Genomic DNA, 18,355 nt, shown 5'->3' with positions numbered 1-18,355 from the left:
GGACAACCGTCCTGAATGTCGGAATCTGCGGCTGACCTGCGGCGCACGTGTCCGCGACTACCGCAGGACGGGTCCCGCGAGCCAGTCCGCCCCCAGCACGAGCGCCCCGAGGCACACCACGAAGAAGATGCCCACCCACACGATCCCGGGCAACGGGGTGAGCCGCGCGAGAGCGTCCGCGTCGGACGTCCCCCGCCCCCGGGCGCGCCGCCGGGAGGACTGCAGCTCGAGCACAGCGCGCGGCGCACCGAGCAGCAGGAACCACGTCACCAGGTACGCGAACGCCGACTGCACCTCCGCGCTGCCCCACCAGGTGACCGCCACCAGCAGCGCCCCGCTCACGAGCACCGACCACAGGCCGTACCAGTTGCGGATCTGCACCAGCAGCAGCGCCAGAGCGATCACGAACAGCCACAGCAGCCCCACGGCGTACCCCCGGCTGAGCAGCCAGGCGGCGCCGAGGCCCAGCAGCGCGGGCCCCACGTAGCCGGCGAACGCCGTCGCGACCATGCCCGGCCCGCGCGGCCTGCCGACCGACAGCGTCAGCCCCGACGTGTCCGAGTGCAGGCGGATGCCGGCGAGCCGGCGGCCCGTGAGCACCGCCGTCGCGGCGTGCGCCCCCTCGTGCACGATCGTGAGCACGTGCCGCGTCAGGTGCCACAGCACGGGTATCACGAGGCAGACGAGCGCCACCGCGGCCGCCCCCAGGACGACGCCGTCGGGCGGGGCGCCCTGCGGGGTGGTCGCGTGCCGCCAGATCTCCCGCACCACGTCCACGTCAGCGACCGCCCGTCAGCAGCACGTCGGTCCCGGTCGCTGTGAGCCGCACACCCTGGGCGACGACGCGCGCGTCGGTCACCGTCACACCCTCCGGGAGGGAGTCGAGCGGGATCGTCAGGTCGCTCAGCGCCGCGCCCGCACCCCCCGGCAGCGAGTCGACGTCGATGCTCGCGCCGGCCAGCTGCACGTCCGTCACGTCGACGCGCAGCTGCCCGTCCTGGGCGTGCGGCGACAGGCGCGCACCGAGCGGCAGCCCCAGCACGGTCCCGGTGGCGACGAGCTGGTCGCCCTCGACCGCCACGGCCACGTCGACCCCGGTGCGTTCGCGGACCAGGTCCTGGAGGGTCTGCGTGGTCAGCGTCGCGCTGAGCTGCACGTGCTGCACGGCGTACGGCTCGGTCGTGCTGACACCCTGCGCGGAGACGTCCACGTCGGTGAGCGTCGTTCCGTCGACGGTGAGCCCCTCGGCGTGGCCCGTCACGTCGTCGAGCGACCCCGCGAGGACCTGCGTGAGGAACGGGAAGCCGTGCACGTCGATCTCGGGGGTGCCCGTCAGGTCGAGCCGCTGCTCGACCTTCTCCCTGGCCAGCCGTTCGGCGGCCGCCGCCCCGACGCGGTCCACGACCACCGCGGCCACCACCACGAGCACGAGCACGACGACTGCCACGATCCCTGCGCGTCTTCCCATCGGGTCAGCGTAGAGAAACCGACGGGCGCGGGTGGCCGGGACGCTGGTCCCGGACGCCCGCGCCCGTCGGTCGGTGGGGCCGTGGCCCCCGTGGTCAGTTCTGCCGGGCGCTCCCGGCCTGGTTCGATCCCTGGACCAGACCGGCCACCGCGCCGCCCGCGACGCCGCCGAGCAGCGCGTTGAGGTCCAGACCGGTCAGCGACCTGACGACGTCCTGGCCCTCGCTGAGCACCTGGGCGACGTTCTTCGTCAGGGCCGACGCGCCGTCGGTCGAGACGACGGTGAGCGAGTCGATCGCGCTCATGGGCTCGGCCGCCGCCCGCACGATCTCGGGCATGAGCGCGATGACCTGCTGCGCGAGGACCGCGGCCCCCTGCTCGCGGAGCGCGTCCGCCTGCGCCTTGGTCGCCTCGGCGGCGGCCAGGCCCTCGGCCCGGGCGGCCGCGGCACGCGCGAGACCCAGGGCCTCGATGGCCTTGGCCTCGGCGAGCTGACGGTCACGCTCGGCGTTGCCCGCACGGATGGTCGCCTCGGCCGCGGCCTCGGCGTCCTGCACCGCGGCGACCTTGTTCGCCTCGGCGATGCGGGTGCGCTTGAACGCGTCGGCCTCGGTGGCCGCGTTCGCGGCGTCACGCTCGGCGTTGGCCTGCTGGACCGCCGCGTACGCCGCGGCCTCGGCGGGCTTGCGCACATCGATGTCGAGCTGCTCCTCCGTGACCTTGGCCTGCTCGGCGAGGGCCTCACGCTGCTGGGTCGCGACGAGCCGGTCCTGCTCGGCGCGGGCCAGCTGACCTGCCGCGTCGGCGTTCGCGTTGGCGCGGTCCGTCTCGGCCTTGATGCCGGCCTGCTTGAGCGAGAGGTCCCGCTGACGCTCGGCGATCTGCTCCATCGCGCTGATCTTGGCGAACTCCGAGACCTGCTGGGCCTCGGCCTCCTTGACCTCGGCGACCTGGCGGGCGCGGGCAGCCTCGGCGCGACCGAGGTTCGCCAGGTAGTCCGAGCCGGGCGTCGAGATGTCGGAGATGTTGAGCAGGTCGACCTGCAGGCCCTGCTCGGCCAGGTCCGCCTTGGTCGAGGCGACGACCGCGTCCTGGAGCGACTTCCGGTCGGAGATGATCTGCTCGATCGTCATGTCGCCGATGATGGCGCGCAGCGAGCCCTCGAGGGACTCCTTGATCACGTCGTTGAGCGTGGCCTGCTGCGACAGGAACCGCTGGGCCGCACGACGCACGCCCTCCTCGTCACCGCGGACCTTGAAGTTGATCGACGCCTTGATCGCGAGCTTGATGCGGTTGCGGTCCACACCCTCGACCGTGATGCCGATCTGGCGCTGCTCGAGCGAGATCGGGAAGCCCTGCTGCAGCACGGGCCACACGAACACCCGGCCACCCACGACGACCCGCTGGCCGGTGTCCTCGGCGTTCTTGCCGGCACCCCGCCCGACGATGATGAGCGCCTCGTTCGGGGGCACCCGGCGGATGCGCTTGGTGACGAGGGCGATGACCGCGACGAACGCGATGATGAGGGCGGCGACCGCGAGGACCGCGGCACCCCCTTGGAAGATGTCGGTCATGGTGGTCCCCGGTGACCCGGGGCTCCTTTCGTCGATGCGGACGGTCGGGCGTGCGGTCGATCAGGTCGAGGAGATCGACCAGGTCGGGCGAAGGTCCGTGCGGCAGGTGCTCAGGTGTCGGCGGGTCACGCCTTCGAGACCCGGACCCGCGACCCGGACACCCCGATCACGACGACGCGCTGCCCGGGCTCGAGCACCTCGTCGGCCCAGGCCAGGCGGCTCTCCAGGTCGCGCACACCCTCGAGCCGGACCTCGCCGCCCTCGGGCCCGGTCGTCGCCGTGAGCACACCGAACGCGCCCTCGAGCGGCGGCGGCGGAGCGTCCTCGCTCGCCGCGAGCCGGTTGATGAACTGCTGCGCGACCGCCGTCGAGAGCACCGCGAACACCACGCCGATGACGTAGGTCCAGAACGACGGCAGGTCGTTCGCGACAGCGATGACCCCGCTCGCGCCGAACACGACGGCACCGATGCCCATTGCGGAGCCGGACAGCCCCACGTCGCCGAGGCTGATCTCCTCGAAGACCTCACCGACCACCAAGGAGACGACCAGGAGCAGAAGGCCGAGGCCTCCGATGACGGAGAAGATGAGCACGGTGGCTGCTTTCGACGCGGGGGATGCGTCCGGTCAGTATGGCGGGGTGCGCCACCTCAAGGGCAGCCCCCGATCAGGTCATGTCCGACGCAAGAGACGACGACCCGCCGGGCCCGACGGCGCCGGCTCTCAGCCCAGCTCGACGCCGCACGCCGCCGCGAGCCGGTTGCCGGCGGCGTCGCCCGCCTCCGTGGCCGCCGTGAGCTCGGGCTCGGTCAGCAGGTACGTCTCGGGGGCGAACAACGTCTGCAGCGTCGTGACGTCCGCCGCGAGCGCCGGGTCCAGGTCGGCCCGGGCGGCGTCGAAGATCTGCCCGACGGTCGCGATCAGCCCCTCCGGGTCGGTGCCGTCGTCGGCGGTGAGCACCGACATGAGGCTCTCCGGGTCGCCGGAGAACAGGATCTCGCACGCACGCGCCTGACCCGTCAGGCCCGCCGCGGTCGCGGGCGCCGTCCACGTGCCGTCGGCGGTCGGGGTCTCGACCGCCTCACCGGCGGCGGCCGAGTCGTCGGCCGCGGTCGGGGACGGCTCTGCGGCCGTCGCGGTGGGCTGCGACGACTCGAGCGCCTTCATCTCGTCGTCGATGGCGTCCGAGAGCGGGCCACCCACCAGGACGAGCATGACGACGCTCAGGACCGTGCCGACGAACCCGAGCGAGGCGACCACGATGCCGCCGATCGCCAGACCCCTGCCACCCTGACCGCTCCGGCGCGTGCGCACGAGCGCCGCGATCGACAGCCCCAGCCCCACGGGCCACACGAGGAACGCGCACACGAGCCCGGCGATCGCCAGCGGGTCGGTGCCCACCGGGACGGGGGCGTACGTCGGCGGCCCGAGAGGGGGCGCGAGGGTGGGCGCAGCGGGCTGGGCGGGCTCGGCGGGGGTCTGGTCAGTCACGGTGTCTCCGTCTGCGGCGCGGTGAAATGGGGCGAAGCGTTCGACAGCGAGGGGAAGATGGCTGGTCGCGACACCCAACCACAGCGGGGTCCGACCTGTCCTGAACTTCTGTCTGGCGGCACGGCCCGATCTGCACCTGGAGTCATCGTGAGCACCCCCACGCCCCCCGCCCCGGCCTCGACCAGCCCGTGGCGCGGCGAGCACCGCATCGTGACGGCCGGGCTGGTGGCGCTCGCCACGCTGTCGGCGTTCGAGGCGCTGGCCGTCTCGACGGCGATGCCGACGGTCGCCGAGGCCCTCGACGGCTTCTCGTTGTACGCGATGGCGTTCGCGGCGCCGATCGCGTCGAGCGTCGTGGGCATGACGATCGCGGGGCGGTGGTCGGACAGGCGCGGTCCCGGTCCGGCGCTCGTGTGGGGCGTCGTGGCGTTCGTCGTGGGCGTGGTCGTCGCGGGCCTCGCGCAGAGCATGCCGATGCTCGTGGCGGGGCGCGTCGTGCAGGGCGTCGGCTCGGGGCTCGAGATCGTCGCGATGTACGTGGTGGTCGCCCGGGCGTACCCGGCGCTGGTGCGGCCCCGGGTGTTCGCGGCGTTCGCCGCGGCGTGGGTCGTGCCGGGGATCGTCGGCCCGTTCATCGCGGGGCTCGTGGTCGAGCACCTCGGGTGGCGGTGGGTGTTCCTCTCCGTCCCGGCCCTCGCGGTCCTGGCCCTGCTCGCGGTCCGGCCCGCGCTGCGCGGGCTGGGCCCGGTGCCGAGCACGGCGGCCTCGACCGCGACCGGTCGGCGCGCGCCCGGCAACCTCGCCCCCCTCTCGGTGCTGACCGCCGTCGCGGTGCTCGCGCTGCACCACGGCGGCCAGCAGCCCGGCGGGTCGGCCGTGGTGTGGGTGGTGCTGGCCGCGGTCGGGCTGGCCGTCGGCCTGCCGCCGCTGCTGCCGGTGGGGACGCTGCGCGCCCGGCGGGGGCTGCCGACTGCGATCCTGCTGCGCGGGCTGCTGAGCGCCGCGTTCTTCGGCGCCGAGGTGTTCTTGCCGCTGCTGCTGCAGACGCGCCACGGCCTGAGCCCGTCGGCCGCGGGGGCGGTCCTCACGTTCGCCGCGGTCACGTGGTCGCTCGGCTCGTGGGTCCGGGGCCGTGCGGTCACGGTGCCGGACACGGTGTTCCTGGGCGGCGGTGCACTGGTGATGGGGGTGGGCATCGTCGTGGTCGCGCTGCTCATCTCGCCGTCGGTACCCGTGGCGGTCGGGTATGCCGGGTGGGCGCTCGCCGGGTTCGGGATCGGCGTGGCGATGCCCACGACGTCGATCCTCACGCTGCAGCTGTCGCCGCCCGCCGAGCAGGGGGCCAACAGCTCGGCGCTGCAGACGATGGACGCGGTCGCCAGCGCGACGACCCTCGCGCTCGGCGGCACGCTGTTCACGATGCTCGGCGGGACCGCTGCCGACAGCGCGTTCCTCGCCGGTTTCGCGGTCGCGGCGGGCATCTCGCTCGTCGCGATGCTGCTCGCGGGCAGGGTCCAGACCGGTGCCCGGAGCTCGCGGATCCGGGGCGTCGAGCACGGCGCCGAGGGCGTGGTCGCCACGGACGACCTGGGCTGACCCGACCGCGCTGCTCGGCTCTCCGCGTTGCCGACGCATGGACCCACGTCGTCGTCGACACCACCCGCGCCGTGACGCGCCTGCACTACTCCAACACGTTCGCCCGCACCCCCGCCGTGAGGTACGTGCTGTCCCACGCAGGCGGCACGATCCCCTACCTCGCCCAACGCTTCGACCAGCTCGACTCGCTCGCGGTGGTACCGGGAGCCGAGGAGCGCGGCAGCGCCCGCGAGCAGCTCCGCCGCCTGTACTGGGACACCGCCCTCGCCTTCGAGCAGCCGGTCCTCGACCTCCTCCGTGACGTGATCGGCCTGGACCACGTCGTCTTCGGCAGCGACAGGCCCTACGCCCTCGCGCAGTCAGAAGCCGGCGCGGTGGCCATCCGCACCGCCGACCACCTCACCGCCGATGAGCGCGCCGCGATCAGCTGGCGCAACGCCCAGCACCTGCTGCCTCGTCTGCGGGACCAGCGCGCCTCGTCGACCGAGAGCTCCCCGACCAGCTCTCCACCTGGTCGCCGCGACGGCTACTCGTAGCTGACGGCGTCGAGCACCGGCAGCCGGGCCGCCCGGATCGCGGGCCACACCGCCGCGAGCACACCCACGACGACCGCGAGCACGACCATCGCGGCCAGGCTCGCCCACGGGATGCCCAGGTCGCTCAGCCCGTCGTCGGCGAACACGGTGGGCATGGTCGAGGCGAGCGCGACACCCACCGCGAGGCCCACGACGGTGCCGAACACCGCCGTGAGCACCGACTCGATCGTCACGGTCCCGGCGAGCTGGAGCCGCCCGAGCCCGACGGCCCGCAGCAGCCCGATCTCCCGGGTCCGCTCGATCACCGACAGGGCGAGGGTGTTGACGATGCCGAGCACCGCGATCACCACCGAGAGGCCGAGCAGCGCGTAGAGGATCACGAGCACCTGGTTGACCTGGTCGGCGAGCCCCGCGACGAACTGGTCGGTGTCGAGCACCGAGACCACGACGAACGGCTTGACGGCCTGCGTGAGCTGGTCGCGCAGCTCGTGCAGGTCGGTGCCGGGCGTGGCGGTCACGAAGACGGTGGGGATCGTGCGCGCGGTCGCGGGCACGAGCGCGTCGAAGTCGGTGGGCGACACCACGAGCGGCGCGGGGATGGCCGACGAGTCGATCACGGCACCGACCCGCAGCTCGCGCTCGCCCGAGGCGCCCACGAGCGTCAACCGGTCGCCCACGGCCCACCCCTCGTCCTTCGCGGTGCCGCGCTGCACCGCGACCTCACCCGCCGCGAGCGCCGTGCGCAGGTCGCCGTCGACGTCCTCGACCTGCAGGCTGCGCCCGACCGTCGCGGGGTCGATGCCGGCGAGCAACGCCGACGACTGGTCCCCGCCGCCCCGGTGCACGAGCACCTGACCCGCGTAGAACGCGTCGGCCGCGGCGACGTCGGGCAGGGCGCGGACCGCGGTGACGGCGTCGATCGGGATCGTGCCCGAGGCGGGCGTGGAGAGGATGAAGTCCGTCGTGGCCTCGCGCGCGACGATCGCGCGCGTCGACGCCGTGGTCGACGACGCGATCACGGCAGCCGCCCCGACCAGGGCCATGCCGATCATCAGGGCGCCTGCGGTGTTCGCCGTGCGGCGCGGGTTGCGCACCACGTTCCCGCGGGCCAGGCGCCCGATGGGACGCAACGCCGCGACGAACGGCACCGCGAGCACCCCGATGCTCGCGCGCGCGATCACCGGTGACAGCAGCACCATGCCGAGCACGACCCCCGCCGCGCCGTAGCCCAGCAGCTGCGGTGCGCGGTCGGCGCTCGGCCGCAGCACGGCCGCGACGACCCCGGCCACGCCCAGCACGCCGAGCACCGACCCCGTGATCGCGCGGCGGCGCAGCGACCTCTCCGGGACCGTCGTCTCGTCGCGCATCGCCTCGACCGGGGGGACGAGCGCGGCCCGGCGGGCCGGGACGTACGCGGCCACGATGCTCACGAGCGTGCCCACCAGCAGCGAGACCGTCACGGTCTGGGCGTCGAGCGGGATGCTCCCCGCCAGGTTCATCCCCGCTCCCCGCAGCACGAGCCGCAGCACCTCGACGAGCGCGAGCCCGCCGACCACACCGAGCGCCGAGCCGATCACGCCCACCACGGCGGCCTGCAGCAGGATCGAGGCGAAGACCTGGGCCGGTGACGCGCCCACGGCGCGCAGCAGAGCGAACTCGCGCATCCGCTGGCGCACCGACATCGAGAACGTGTTCGCGATGATGAACGCGCCCACGAACAGCGAGATCGCCGCGAAGACCAGCAGGAACGTCAGCACGAAGCCGAGCACCGCCTCGATCGCCGCACGGCTCTCGGCGCGCGCCGCGTCACCCGTGACCGCCTGGGCGGGCGCGTCGGGCGGGGCGGCGGCCCGCACCACGGGCTCGAGGCGGTCCACGAGCGTCTGCTCGCTCACGCCCCGCTCGCCGTTCACGGCGATCGTCGCCACCTTGCCGTCGGGGGCGAACAGCGCCCGACCCGTCGCGGGGTCGACGTAGACGAGCGTCGCGCCCGCCGCCATGCCGACCGCCTGGACGTCACCGACCACCTGCACCTGCTGCAGCTGCCCGCCCAGCACCACCGTGGTGGTGTCGCCCAGCGCCAGGCCCGACGCCTCGAGCGTCGAGTGCTCGAGCGCGACCTGGTCGCCCTGCTCGGGCAGGTGGCCCGCCAGCAGCTCGACCCCGCGCGACTGCGGGTAGAGCACGAGCGCGAAGCTCGGCGCCTGGGTGCTCTGCACGGCCGTGCCGTCGGCACCGACGAGCACCGCGGGACCGGTCAGGTCCGGCAGCGCGGCGCTCACCCCCTCGACGCCCTCGATCGACTCGACCAGGCTGAGCGGCACCTGGTTGCGCGCGTCGGAGGACTCCGCGCCGATCGTCGACTCCCCGGGTGCGCGATCCGCACCGCGCACGTACGCGTCGCCGCGCATCGACGACGCGATGATGCCGTCGAACGTCGAGGACAGCATGGTGCGCAGCGCGAACGTGCCCGCCACGAACGCGACGCCCAGCGCCACGGCGAGCACCGACAGCACGAAACGGACCAGGTGGGCGCGGATGCCGCGCAGCGCGACCCGCAGCATCAGGGGGCCGGGGGCCGGGGCGCGAGCGCGTCGAGCACGGTGGCGGGGGTCGGGTCGACGAGCTCACCCACGAGCCGCCCGTCGGCCAGGAACACGACCCGGTGCGCGGACGACGCCGCGGTCGGGTCGTGCGTGACCATGACCACCGACTGGCCGAGGTCGTCGACCGAGCGCCGCAGGAAGCCCAGCACCTCGGCCGCCGATCCGGAGTCGAGGTTGCCGGTGGGCTCGTCCGCGAAGACCACCGCGGGCCGCGACACGAGGGCCCGCGCGCACGCGACGCGCTGCTGCTGGCCGCCCGAGAGCTCGGCGGGCTTGTGGTCCAGCCGGTCGCCGAGCCCGATCGCGTCGACGACCGTCGCGAAGAACTCGCGGTCCACGGGCCTGCGGGCGATGTCGAGCGGCAGCGTGATGTTCTCCGCCGCCGTGAGGGTCGGGACGAGGTTGTAGGCCTGGAACACGAACCCGAGCCGGGTGCGGCGCAGCTTCGTCAGCTGGCGCTCGTTCATCTGGCCGACCTCGTCGCCGTCGACCTCGATCGACCCCTCGGTGGGCCGGTCGAGCCCCGCCATGCAGTGCATGAGCGTCGACTTGCCCGATCCCGACGGACCCATGATCGCCGTCAGCTGCCCACGCCCGAGCTCGACGTCGATGCCCGCCAGCGCGCGCACCGCCGTCTCCCCCGTCCCGTACGTCTTGACGAGCCCCCGCGCCCGCACGATCGCGTCCACCACCCCACCGTAGAAGCACCACCCCCGCTCCGCCGAGGTAGAGCCCAACCCCCCTCGCCGAGAGAGAGCGCGAGCGCCGAGGTAGAGCCCTCAAGGGCTCTACCTCGGCGCGACGGCTCTATCTCGGCGATCGATGGGTGGGGTGGAGGTTATTCGTAGCTGACCGCGTCGAGGACGGGGAGGCGGGCGGCTCGGGAGGCGGGCCAGAGGGCGGCCAGCACACCGACGACCACCGCGAGCACCAGCATCGCGACGAGGCTGCCCCACGGGATCGCCAGCGTGGTGAGACCCGAGTCCTGGTAGACGCGGGGCACCACGGCCGCGAGCGCGACACCGACACCGAGACCCACGACCGTCCCGAACACCGCCGTCAGCACCGACTCGATCGTGACGGTGCCCGAGAGCTGCAGCCGTCCGAGCCCCACGGCCCGCAGCAGACCGATCTCACGGGTCCGCTCGATGACCGACAGGGCCAGCGTGTTCACGATGCCCAGCACGGCGATGATGATCGACAGGCCGAGCAGCGCGTACAGCACGGTGAGCATCTGGTTCACCTGGTCGGCGATGCTGGCCACGAACTCGTCGGAGTCCTGCACCGAGACCACGATGTACGGCGAGAGCGTGGTCGTGAGCGCCTCACGGACCTGCGCCGCCGGCACGTCGGCCGACGTCACGAAGACGTTGGCGAGCACCCGCTTCGTGGCCGGGATGAGCTCGTCGAACACGTCGTCGGGCATCGCGATCGACGTTCCGAGCGCGTGCGACGTGAACACCGACCCGACGGTCAGGGTCGCCGTCCCGGCGTCGCCCACGAACGTCAGCTCGTCGCCCACGCCCCAGCCCTGGGACTCGGCGTACTCGCTCTGGAGCGCGATCTGACCGGAACCGAGGGCGGCGACGAGGTCGCCCTCGTCCTCCTCGACCTTCAGGCTGCGCTCGAAGGTGGCTGGATCGGTCCCCAGCACGCTCGTCGCGGAGTCGGCGTCAGGGGTCGAGCCCGGCTCACCCACGAGGAACATCCCGAAGTACAGCGGGTCGGCCGCCTCGACCTCGGGCAGCGCGCGGACCTCGGCCAGCGCCTGCTCGGGGATCGCCGTGGACGTCCCGCCCTCCATGATGAAGTCGGCCGTGGCCTCGTTCTCGATCATCGAGCCCAGCGACACCTGGGTCGACGCGGCCAGGACCGATGCCCCGCCGACGAGCGCCATGCCGATCATCAGCGCACCGGCGGTGTTGGCGGTGCGGCGCGGGTTGCGCACCACGTTGGCCCGCGCGAGCCGCCCCACGGGCCTGACCAGTGCGACGAACGGCACCGCGAGCACGCCCAGGGTGGCGCGTGCGATGACGGGGGCCAGCAGCAGCATCCCGATCACCACGCCCACGGCACCGCACGCGAGAAGCGGCTCGGCGGCGTCGGACTCGGGCCGCACCGCAGCCACCACGACCGCCGCGGCGCCGAGGCCCGCGAGGACCGTGCCCGAGATGGCCCGCACGCGCAGCGAGCGGTCGGTCTGCGCGACGTCGTCCCGCATGGCCTCGACCGGGGGCACGAGCGCCGCCCGACGGGCCGGCACGAACGCCGCAGCGACGCTCACGACGGTGCCCACGACCAGCGAGATGACCACCGTGGAGGTGTCCAGGGGGATGTCGCTGCCCAGGCTCATGCCCATCGACTCGAACATCACGCGCAGGCCCGAGACGAGGCCCAGCCCACCCGCGACGCCCAGCGCCGAGCCGATGATCCCGACCACTGCCGCCTGCAGCAGGATCGAGGCGAAGACCTGCAGCGGCGAGGCACCCACGGCACGCAGCAGCGCGAACTCGCGCATGCGCTGACGCACCGACATCGAGAAGGTGTTGGCGATGATGAAGGCGCCCACGAACAGCGAGATCGAGGCGAAGACCAGCAGGAACGTGGAGATGAAGCCGAGCTGGCCCTCGATGTCCGCCCGGCCGGCCTCACGCAGCTCGGTACCGGTCACGGCCTCCGCGGGGACGCTCGCGGCGTCGGTCACCGTGGACAGGTTCGCGACGAGGGTCTCCTCCGAGACGCCTTCCTCGCCGAAGATCGAGATCGTCTCGACCATCCCGTCAGGGGCGAACTCGGCACGGGCCGTCGCCGGGTCGACGAAGACCATCGTGGCGCCGGCCATCGGGCCGCCGGGGTCGACCTCACCCGTGATCTCGACCTCGCGGATCTCCCCGGAGATCACCACGCGCGTGGTGTCGCCGATCTTCAGGCCGGACGACTCGAGGGTCGCCATCTCGAGCGCGACCTCGCCGGGCCCCTCGGGGGCACGGCCGTCGATGACCTCGTACGAGGGGTCGTTCGGGTAGAGGACCAGCCCCAGGCTCGGCGCCTGGGTCGACTGGACGGCCGTCCCGTCGGCGCCGACCAGCACGATCAGGCCGTTCACGTCCGGCAGCGCCTCCTTGACGCCGTCGACCTTCGCGAGATCGTCCGCGAGCGAGAGGGGCAACCGGTTGCGGGTCTCGCCCACCGTGGAGCCCGAGGCCGTCGCGCGGGCAGCGTCGTCGGCGCCGCGCACGTACGCGTCAGCGGTCATCGACGCGTCGACGATCCCGGTGAAGGTCGACGACAGCATGGTGCGCAGCGAGAAGGTCCCCGCGATGAACGAGACGCCGAGCGCGACAGCAAGCAGGGAGAGCAGGAAGCGGACCAGGTGTGCGCGGATGCCGCGCAGCGCGACCCGCCCCATCAGAGGGCTGCCGGGGCGGACTCGCGCGTGCGAGCGGTGATGGCACCCAGGGTCTCGAGCACGGTCGCCGGCGTCGGGTCGGCGAGCTCGGCGACCAGGCGCCCGTCGGCCAGGAACAGCACGCGGTGCGCGTAGGACGCGGCAGTCGGGTCGTGCGTGACCATGACGACGGACTGGCCCAGCTCGTCGACCGAACGACGCAGGAAGCCCAGCACCTCGGCGGCGGACGTCGAGTCGAGGTTGCCCGTGGGCTCGTCGGCGAACACGACCGCGGGGCGCGACACGAGGGCCCGCGCGCACGCGACGCGCTGCTGCTGGCCGCCCGAGAGCTCGCCGGGCTTGTGGCTCAGGCGGTCGCGCAGACCCACGGCGTCGATCACGGCGTCGAAGTGCGCGCGGTCCACAGGCTTGCGGGCGATGTCGAGCGGCAGCGTGATGTTCTCCGCCGCCGTCAGGGTGGGCACCAGGTTGAACGCCTGGAAGATGAACCCGAGGCGGGTCCGGCGCAGCTTGGTCAGCTGGCGCTCGTTCATCTGGCCGACCTCTTCGCCGTCGACCTCGATCGACCCGGCGGTGGGCCGGTCGAGCCCCGCCAGGCAGTGCATGAGCGTCGACTTGCCCGATCCCGACGGACCCATGATCGCGGTGAGCTGCCCGCGTCCCAGGTCGACGTCGATGCCCGCGAGCGCCTGCACAGCCGTCTCACCGGCGCCGTACGTCTTGACCAGTCCACGGGCGCGCGCGATGGGCGCCGTCGAGGTGTCGCGGGAGCCGGCGGCCTGGGGCTCGCCAGTCGGGGCGGAGTTCATGTGTCTTCCCATCCTGGGGTCACTCTTCATCTGTCACATGCATCGTGCCTGGTCGCAGGCGTGCGCACGATCCGTTATCGCCCTGATCCCACCCCGAGAAACCCCCGGGGGGACTCAGGGGGCACCCCTCCTCACGGAGGACGCCGCACCCGGTGGCGGCGTGTGGCCCATCTCACATTCCGTGCCTAACCTGGAGGGGCACGAGGGTGTGGCTCCGAATGTCTCGGGTAAGAGGTTCCGCAGATGCCGTGGTCGCTTGTGCTCGTCCTCCTCGTCCCGACGGTGTTCTTCCTGCTGCTGTGGGTCCTGTTCCCCAGCCCGGACGAGACGCCGCGGTGGCGCCGCCGTCTCGCGCGCTGGATCGGCTCGGGGTGGCGCAGGATCCGCCCGCACCGCCGGCGCCGCGCGAAGGGCGCGCACCTCAACGGGCGCCCCGACGCGGGCGAGGACGAGCTGCCCGACCCGTTCCTCGCGCTGCGCGTCCAGACGCGCCTCGGCAAGGTCGCCGACCTGGCCCGCACGATCGAGGAGGAGCCGCGCTCGATCGCCCGGGCCGAGCGGCTCATCGCGACCCAGCTCGCGTACGACGACCTGCTCACCGAGGCGTGCGAGCTGGCCGGGCTCGAGCTCCGCAACCGGGCCAAGGGCGACCCGCAGGAGCGGTTCCGCAAGGAGGTCGAGCTCGCCGAGCGCGGCTGGACGTGGTGACGCCGTGAGCTCAGGTCACAGTCGCAGCGCCGCGCTCGGGTCGATACGTGCTGCACGGATGGCGGCCAGCAGACCACCCAACGCCCCGATGCCGATTCCGGCACCAACGGCGAGCGGAGCCAGGCGCACGTCGAAGACCGGCGCCCACTGCTGGCTGATGGTGATGCCCAGAATCCCGGCGAACCCGAGCGCGAGTCCCACCACACCGCCGGCGGCACCGATCAGCGCGGACTCATGGAGGACGAGGGCGATGATGTGACGGGCACGGGCCCCGATCGCCCGCCGCATGCCAATTTCCTGTCGACGGTCGAGCACCGACATGACCATGGCGTTGCCGAGGCTGAGCACGGATGCGACCACGGCTATGAGACTGAGCACCAACAGTGTCGTCCGCACATCTGATTCGACTTCCGCCCGGAGCGTCCCGGGGTCGACTGGAGCACTGACGTCTAGGTCAAGCTCGTCGGCCGGGTCGATGAGCGTCCTCGACTGCTGCGCGACCTGTGGTGCGGCACCGGCGAGAGTCATGATGATCGCGCGGCGGTACGTCGTCTGGCCGAATGCTGCGCCGTGACGCAGCGAGACGACGACGGCGGCGACCGCCTGAGGCACCCTGGTTGACGACTCGACGATCCCGGCCACGCTGACCTCGCGGCCGTCGAGCAGCACCCGAGGTCGACCGGAGAGCGGCCCAAGGGCGACCTGCGTGGCCAAGGTGCGGCCGAGCAGCACCTCGTCATCATCCAGTACTCGGTCTTCGCCCGACCAGGTGATGTCCATCTCAGCCGCCACGGGCAGGCGCCCGGAGATGCCGACCACGGTGGGTTCGGTCGCCTTGCGCTGCAGTGAGAGCTGGAGCGAGTGCGGTCCGTGATCGTCGACCAAGCCAGCAGCTGTGACGCCGGCGAGGCCCTCGAGTCCGGCGACAAGCGTCTCGCTGTCGCGCCCCCATCCATCCGGCGTCGACGCTGGTGGCCATGCCACCGTGACCTGCTTGTTCGAGTGGGCGTCGAAGCTCGCGGTCACCTGACTTCGGGCGGATTGGGACAACCCCAGAGTGGCGATGACCAGAGCGACTCCCACGGCGACCGCCGTCACGAGGCCCAGGGTGCGGCCCCGCCGAGACACGAGCGATCCGATCGCGTCACGCAAGACGTCCGTACGCCTGAGTACGGCACCGCGGCCGGGAGGAGACGTCGGAGAAGCCGCGAGCGCGGCGCCAGAGCTCACGGGAGACTGGTCGACCAGTCGACCGTCACGGACGAAGACCTGCCGGTCCGCGACCGCCGCGACCGACAGGTCATGCGTCACCAGGACGACAGTGACTCCGGACTGGTGCACCTGACGCAGATACTCGACGACCGTGGCACTCGTGGCCGAGTCAAGGTTGCCCGTGGGCTCGTCCGCGAGGAGCACCGGTGCCGTGGTCGCGAGCGCTCGAGCCAGCGCAACCCTCTGACGTTCACCTCCGGACAGCAGTGATGAGTCCCGGTCAGGAAAGCCTCCGAGCCCAACTCGCCCGAGCGCCTCGCGCGCGAGCCGGGCACGCTCCGACACCTTCACTCCGCGATACATGAGCCCCAGCTCCACGCTGGCGGTCACGGGCCGTCGCTCCAGCAGATGGAACGCCTGGAACACGAAGGCGAACGTGTCGCTCCGATGCCGAGTGCGCGCACTGTCACTCATTCCGGCGGTGTCCACACCGCCGATCAGATAGCTGCCTTCGGTGGGTGCGTCGAGGAGGCCAAGAATGTTGAGCAGCGTGGACTTCCCTCCGCCAGACGGTCCGACGATCGCGACGAACTCCCCCTGGGTGATGGTCATGGTCACGCCGTCGAGCGCCGTCACGGCGGGCGTACCGGCAAAGACCCGACGCACGTCTCTCAGTTCAAGGTCCGGCATCTAGTCCACCCTGACCAAGTCACCTGCGATCAAGGCTCCAGCCTCGATGGGAGCAACCGCGGTCCGACCACCCAACGTGCCGAGCTCGGTCACCGGGACCGCGCGGAACGAGCCGTTGTCCTGCTGCAGCAGGACGCTGGACGGGTCGTTCCCGCCCGGGACGACTGCGGCGGTCGGCACCACCAGCGACTGCCCCTGAACCTCTTGCAGGACAAACACCGCAAGAATGTCCGCGCCGAGCCAATCGGCAGTGAACCCTTCGGTTGGTCGCACGGTGATCGCAACCTCGGTCTGGTCGCTCACCGGAGGCAGCGTGACGATGGTCGCCGCGATCTGGTTCCCGTCGGCACGCGAAAGCCTGACGGGTGTCTGATCAGTGAGCCGGACCAAGAGCGATCCCGCGACATTGATCTGTCCGACGAGATCACCGGACGTGAGACCGACGGAGACGGGGTCTCCGCCGAGAGACGTCCCGACGGCCGGGAGCGTCACCGCCGTCGCGGGAAGCGACTGGATCGCGGTGATCTCACTGACGGGTACGACCATTCGTCGCGCCGTTGCCGGTGCGGGCGCTGGATCGTCCACTGCAACGGATGGCGCCGGGACCTCGACTTCCTCGTCGGGTACCGTGTATCCGGCCTTCCGATAGAGCTCTTTGACAGCCCGCTCGGTGCTCGACCCGAAGACTCCATCGGCGCGGACCGCGTAGCCGGTCGCGGCGAGAGCAGACTGGAGCTGCGTCACATCCGGACCCTCGTCGCCGGGCACCAGGTCGCGGTAGTAGGCGAATCGCCCTGGCAGTGCCATGACGGGTCGGCCATTCACCTCGGTCAGCACCTGGCCGGACTGGACCGTCGAACCCACGAGCGTGGGCGCCTCGGTCACCACCGCCACGGTGCCCACCGGGACCAGGGCGATCGTCTGGGTCGACGACTGCATGACGACACCGCGTGCCGAAGCGGTCTCCTCGAGCGCCTCCGAGACGACGGGGACCGACACCGGGCCAGCCGGTGGCGCGGACGCCGCTGCTTCACGTTGAGCCGGCGACTGGAAGTACGAGGCCGCCACCCAACCCGCCGCCCCTGCGGCGCCGATCCCGACCACGAGCGCCACGATGACAAGGCGCGCCCCACGATGAGGACCGTGGGCGGTCATCCGAGCCCACGCTCAGCCAGGACGGCCAGCGCGCGCTCCTCGACCTCTCGGTTCTCGTCCAGGATGCGCTCGAGCACATCGACGTTCTGCTGCACCGCGGTCACCTGAAGCTCCCACTCCGCCTCGTAGCGAGCCTCGCTCCAGCCCGAGGAGTCTCGGCACGCGGCGTCGAACGTCGCGATCTCAATCTCCCGTGCGCTGGCGGTGGACTCGGCTGGTGGTACTGCTTCCGCTGCCCTCTCACCCCTGCCGAACTGGCTCCGGAGTGACTCCGAGGGCATCTCTGATGGCACATCTGGCAGGTCCGAGATGCCCAGCGGCTCCATGCATGCACTCCACCGGTCGGCTGCCGCCAGCACATCGCTGTCCACACGAACAGCCTGGTCGGCCGCCATACCAAGGGAGGAGGCGAAGTTCATGGCCTCGCTCGACGCGGGCGGAAGCTGGTCGGCACGCACGTCGGAGACGCACTGCCAGAACTGGTCGTCCGATCCTTCGGGGAGCGGCTGAGTCACGGCCGCCTCCTGTGCCGCCGCGTTCTGCTGTGTGCTGGGAGCGGGAAGATAACCCCAGGTCGCGGCGATCTCCTGGCCGAAGAGTTGGCGGTTGACGGCGTTGCTGGTCGGGGACGCCGGGGCGTGGATGTCGAAGGCTGGAACCGCCCAGGTGTACCCGGCGGCCGCCATGCACTCACTGACGAGCACGTTCTCGGCATAGTCGAGCATCAGCTGATGCTGCGGGACGTACTGGTCAACCGGCATGACCCATCGGTCGATGTCCTTGGCCGGTAGGGCGCCCGCGACGCTGGAGACGTCGGCGTCGGCGTCCGATCCGGAGCAGGCGGACACCGAGAGCACGGCGATGAGCGCCATGCCGGCTGCGGAGCTGCGGAGGAGAACTGCATCAGAACCATGCTTGGTCATCGAGATTCTCCTTCGCGACGCGAATGCACCACGCACATACGCCGCGGTCGAGTGACTGACTGTGTTGCGATCAGCTCTGGCAGCCGCCCAGGCAACTGACGAACGCAGCGCTCGTGAGGCCTTGTCGAATTCGTCGAGGCCGCCTCACGCCACGTTCCCCACTTCGCCACTCAGGTTCCA

General features: G+C 72.0%; 15 protein-coding genes. 3 read left to right on the top strand and 12 right to left on the bottom strand.

Annotated features, from left to right (window positions below):
* Positions 1-57: 57 nt before the first annotated feature.
* The 5 genes from ACGIF2_RS11135 to ACGIF2_RS11115 form a co-directional block, all read right to left on the bottom strand.
* On the bottom strand, positions 58-777 hold the full coding sequence (locus ACGIF2_RS11135; protein WP_396046557.1) for a M50 family metallopeptidase: 720 nt from the start codon (positions 775-777) through the stop codon (positions 58-60).
* Between the two features lies 1 nt (position 778).
* Entirely contained in the window at positions 779-1,468 is a 690-nt protein-coding gene (locus tag ACGIF2_RS11130) for a DUF2993 domain-containing protein (RefSeq protein ID WP_396046556.1), read from the bottom strand.
* Positions 1,469-1,562: 94 nt separating this feature from the next.
* Positions 1,563-3,041, bottom strand: a complete 1,479-nt coding sequence (locus tag ACGIF2_RS11125) for an SPFH domain-containing protein (RefSeq protein WP_396046554.1) — start codon at positions 3,039-3,041, stop codon at positions 1,563-1,565.
* A gap of 125 nt (positions 3,042-3,166) precedes the next feature.
* Positions 3,167-3,634, bottom strand: coding sequence for an NfeD family protein (locus tag ACGIF2_RS11120; protein WP_396046552.1), 468 nt, complete (start codon positions 3,632-3,634; stop codon positions 3,167-3,169).
* 129 nt (positions 3,635-3,763) lie between these two features.
* A complete protein-coding gene (locus tag ACGIF2_RS11115) occupies positions 3,764-4,531 on the bottom strand; it encodes a DUF4190 domain-containing protein (RefSeq protein WP_396046550.1) in 768 nt (255 codons plus the stop codon).
* 147 nt (positions 4,532-4,678) lie between these two features.
* Between ACGIF2_RS11115 and ACGIF2_RS11110 the strand changes: the two genes are divergently transcribed.
* Positions 4,679-6,127, top strand: coding sequence for an MFS transporter (locus ACGIF2_RS11110; protein WP_396046548.1), 1,449 nt, complete (start codon positions 4,679-4,681; stop codon positions 6,125-6,127).
* The gene (locus ACGIF2_RS11105; protein WP_396046814.1) at positions 6,124-6,663 is read left to right on the top strand and encodes an amidohydrolase family protein; all 540 of its coding nucleotides are present in this window, start codon (positions 6,124-6,126) and stop codon (positions 6,661-6,663) included. The genes ACGIF2_RS11110 and ACGIF2_RS11105 overlap by 4 nt, the downstream gene beginning before the upstream one ends.
* Here ACGIF2_RS11105 and ACGIF2_RS11100 read toward each other — a convergent pair.
* The 4 genes from ACGIF2_RS11100 to ACGIF2_RS11085 all read right to left on the bottom strand — a co-directional run bounded on the left by ACGIF2_RS11100 (position 6,654) and on the right by ACGIF2_RS11085 (position 13,487).
* A complete protein-coding gene (locus ACGIF2_RS11100) occupies positions 6,654-9,227 on the bottom strand; it encodes an ABC transporter permease (RefSeq protein WP_396046546.1) in 2,574 nt (857 codons plus the stop codon). The two genes, ACGIF2_RS11105 and ACGIF2_RS11100, sit on opposite strands and share 10 nt — an antisense overlap.
* Positions 9,227-10,006 (bottom strand): ABC transporter ATP-binding protein, encoded by a 780-nt coding sequence (locus ACGIF2_RS11095; RefSeq protein WP_396046544.1) that lies wholly within the window; start codon positions 10,004-10,006, stop codon positions 9,227-9,229. Before ACGIF2_RS11095 ends, ACGIF2_RS11100 begins: the two co-directional genes overlap by 1 nt.
* Positions 10,007-10,107: 101 nt before the next feature.
* Positions 10,108-12,678 (bottom strand): FtsX-like permease family protein, encoded by a 2,571-nt coding sequence (locus ACGIF2_RS11090; protein ID WP_396046542.1) that lies wholly within the window; start codon positions 12,676-12,678, stop codon positions 10,108-10,110.
* Positions 12,678-13,487 carry an ABC transporter ATP-binding protein gene (locus ACGIF2_RS11085; protein ID WP_396046540.1) on the bottom strand — a complete coding sequence of 270 codons (810 nt, stop codon included), beginning with the start codon at positions 13,485-13,487 and terminating at the stop codon, positions 12,678-12,680. Before ACGIF2_RS11085 ends, ACGIF2_RS11090 begins: the two co-directional genes overlap by 1 nt.
* A gap of 243 nt (positions 13,488-13,730) precedes the next feature.
* On the opposite strand from ACGIF2_RS11085, the gene ACGIF2_RS11080 reads away from it, so the two are divergent.
* Positions 13,731-14,195: a hypothetical protein gene (locus ACGIF2_RS11080; RefSeq protein WP_396046538.1), complete on the top strand. Its 465-nt coding sequence runs from the start codon at positions 13,731-13,733 to the stop codon at positions 14,193-14,195.
* Between the two features lie 15 nt (positions 14,196-14,210).
* Here the strand turns inward: ACGIF2_RS11080 and ACGIF2_RS11075 are convergent, their stop codons facing one another.
* From ACGIF2_RS11075 to ACGIF2_RS11065, 3 genes are read right to left on the bottom strand one after another with little or no spacing between them, the layout of a single operon-like run.
* Positions 14,211-16,097, bottom strand: a complete 1,887-nt coding sequence (locus ACGIF2_RS11075) for an ATP-binding cassette domain-containing protein (RefSeq protein ID WP_396046535.1) — start codon at positions 16,095-16,097, stop codon at positions 14,211-14,213.
* Positions 16,098-17,252 (bottom strand): peptidoglycan-binding protein, encoded by a 1,155-nt coding sequence (locus tag ACGIF2_RS11070; protein WP_396046533.1) that lies wholly within the window; start codon positions 17,250-17,252, stop codon positions 16,098-16,100.
* Complete coding sequence (locus ACGIF2_RS11065; protein ID WP_396046531.1) at positions 17,249-18,175, bottom strand: hypothetical protein; 927 nt, start codon at positions 18,173-18,175, stop codon at positions 17,249-17,251. The genes ACGIF2_RS11070 and ACGIF2_RS11065 overlap by 4 nt, the downstream gene beginning before the upstream one ends.
* Positions 18,176-18,355: the final 180 nt, after the last annotated feature.

It is taken from the genome of Cellulomonas sp. P22, assembly GCF_044392165.1.
Note: the sequence above shows the minus strand (reverse complement) of the source record. Positions and strands in the feature narration are given on the sequence as shown.

Coding starts and splice junctions, on each gene's coding strand:
- ACGIF2_RS11075 (WP_396046535.1), bottom strand. CDS start 16,097: ATGCCGGACCTTGAACTGAGAGACGTGCGTCGGGTCTTTGCCGGTACG.
- ACGIF2_RS11065 (WP_396046531.1), bottom strand. CDS start 18,175: ATGACCAAGCATGGTTCTGATGCAGTTCTCCTCCGCAGCTCCGCAGCC.
- ACGIF2_RS11100 (WP_396046546.1), bottom strand. CDS start 9,227: ATGCTGCGGGTCGCGCTGCGCGGCATCCGCGCCCACCTGGTCCGTTTC.
- ACGIF2_RS11080 (WP_396046538.1), top strand. CDS start 13,731: ATGCCGTGGTCGCTTGTGCTCGTCCTCCTCGTCCCGACGGTGTTCTTC.
- ACGIF2_RS11130 (WP_396046556.1), bottom strand. CDS start 1,468: ATGGGAAGACGCGCAGGGATCGTGGCAGTCGTCGTGCTCGTGCTCGTG.
- ACGIF2_RS11090 (WP_396046542.1), bottom strand. CDS start 12,678: ATGGGGCGGGTCGCGCTGCGCGGCATCCGCGCACACCTGGTCCGCTTC.
- ACGIF2_RS11125 (WP_396046554.1), bottom strand. CDS start 3,041: ATGACCGACATCTTCCAAGGGGGTGCCGCGGTCCTCGCGGTCGCCGCC.
- ACGIF2_RS11070 (WP_396046533.1), bottom strand. CDS start 17,252: ATGACCGCCCACGGTCCTCATCGTGGGGCGCGCCTTGTCATCGTGGCG.
- ACGIF2_RS11085 (WP_396046540.1), bottom strand. CDS start 13,487: ATGAACTCCGCCCCGACTGGCGAGCCCCAGGCCGCCGGCTCCCGCGAC.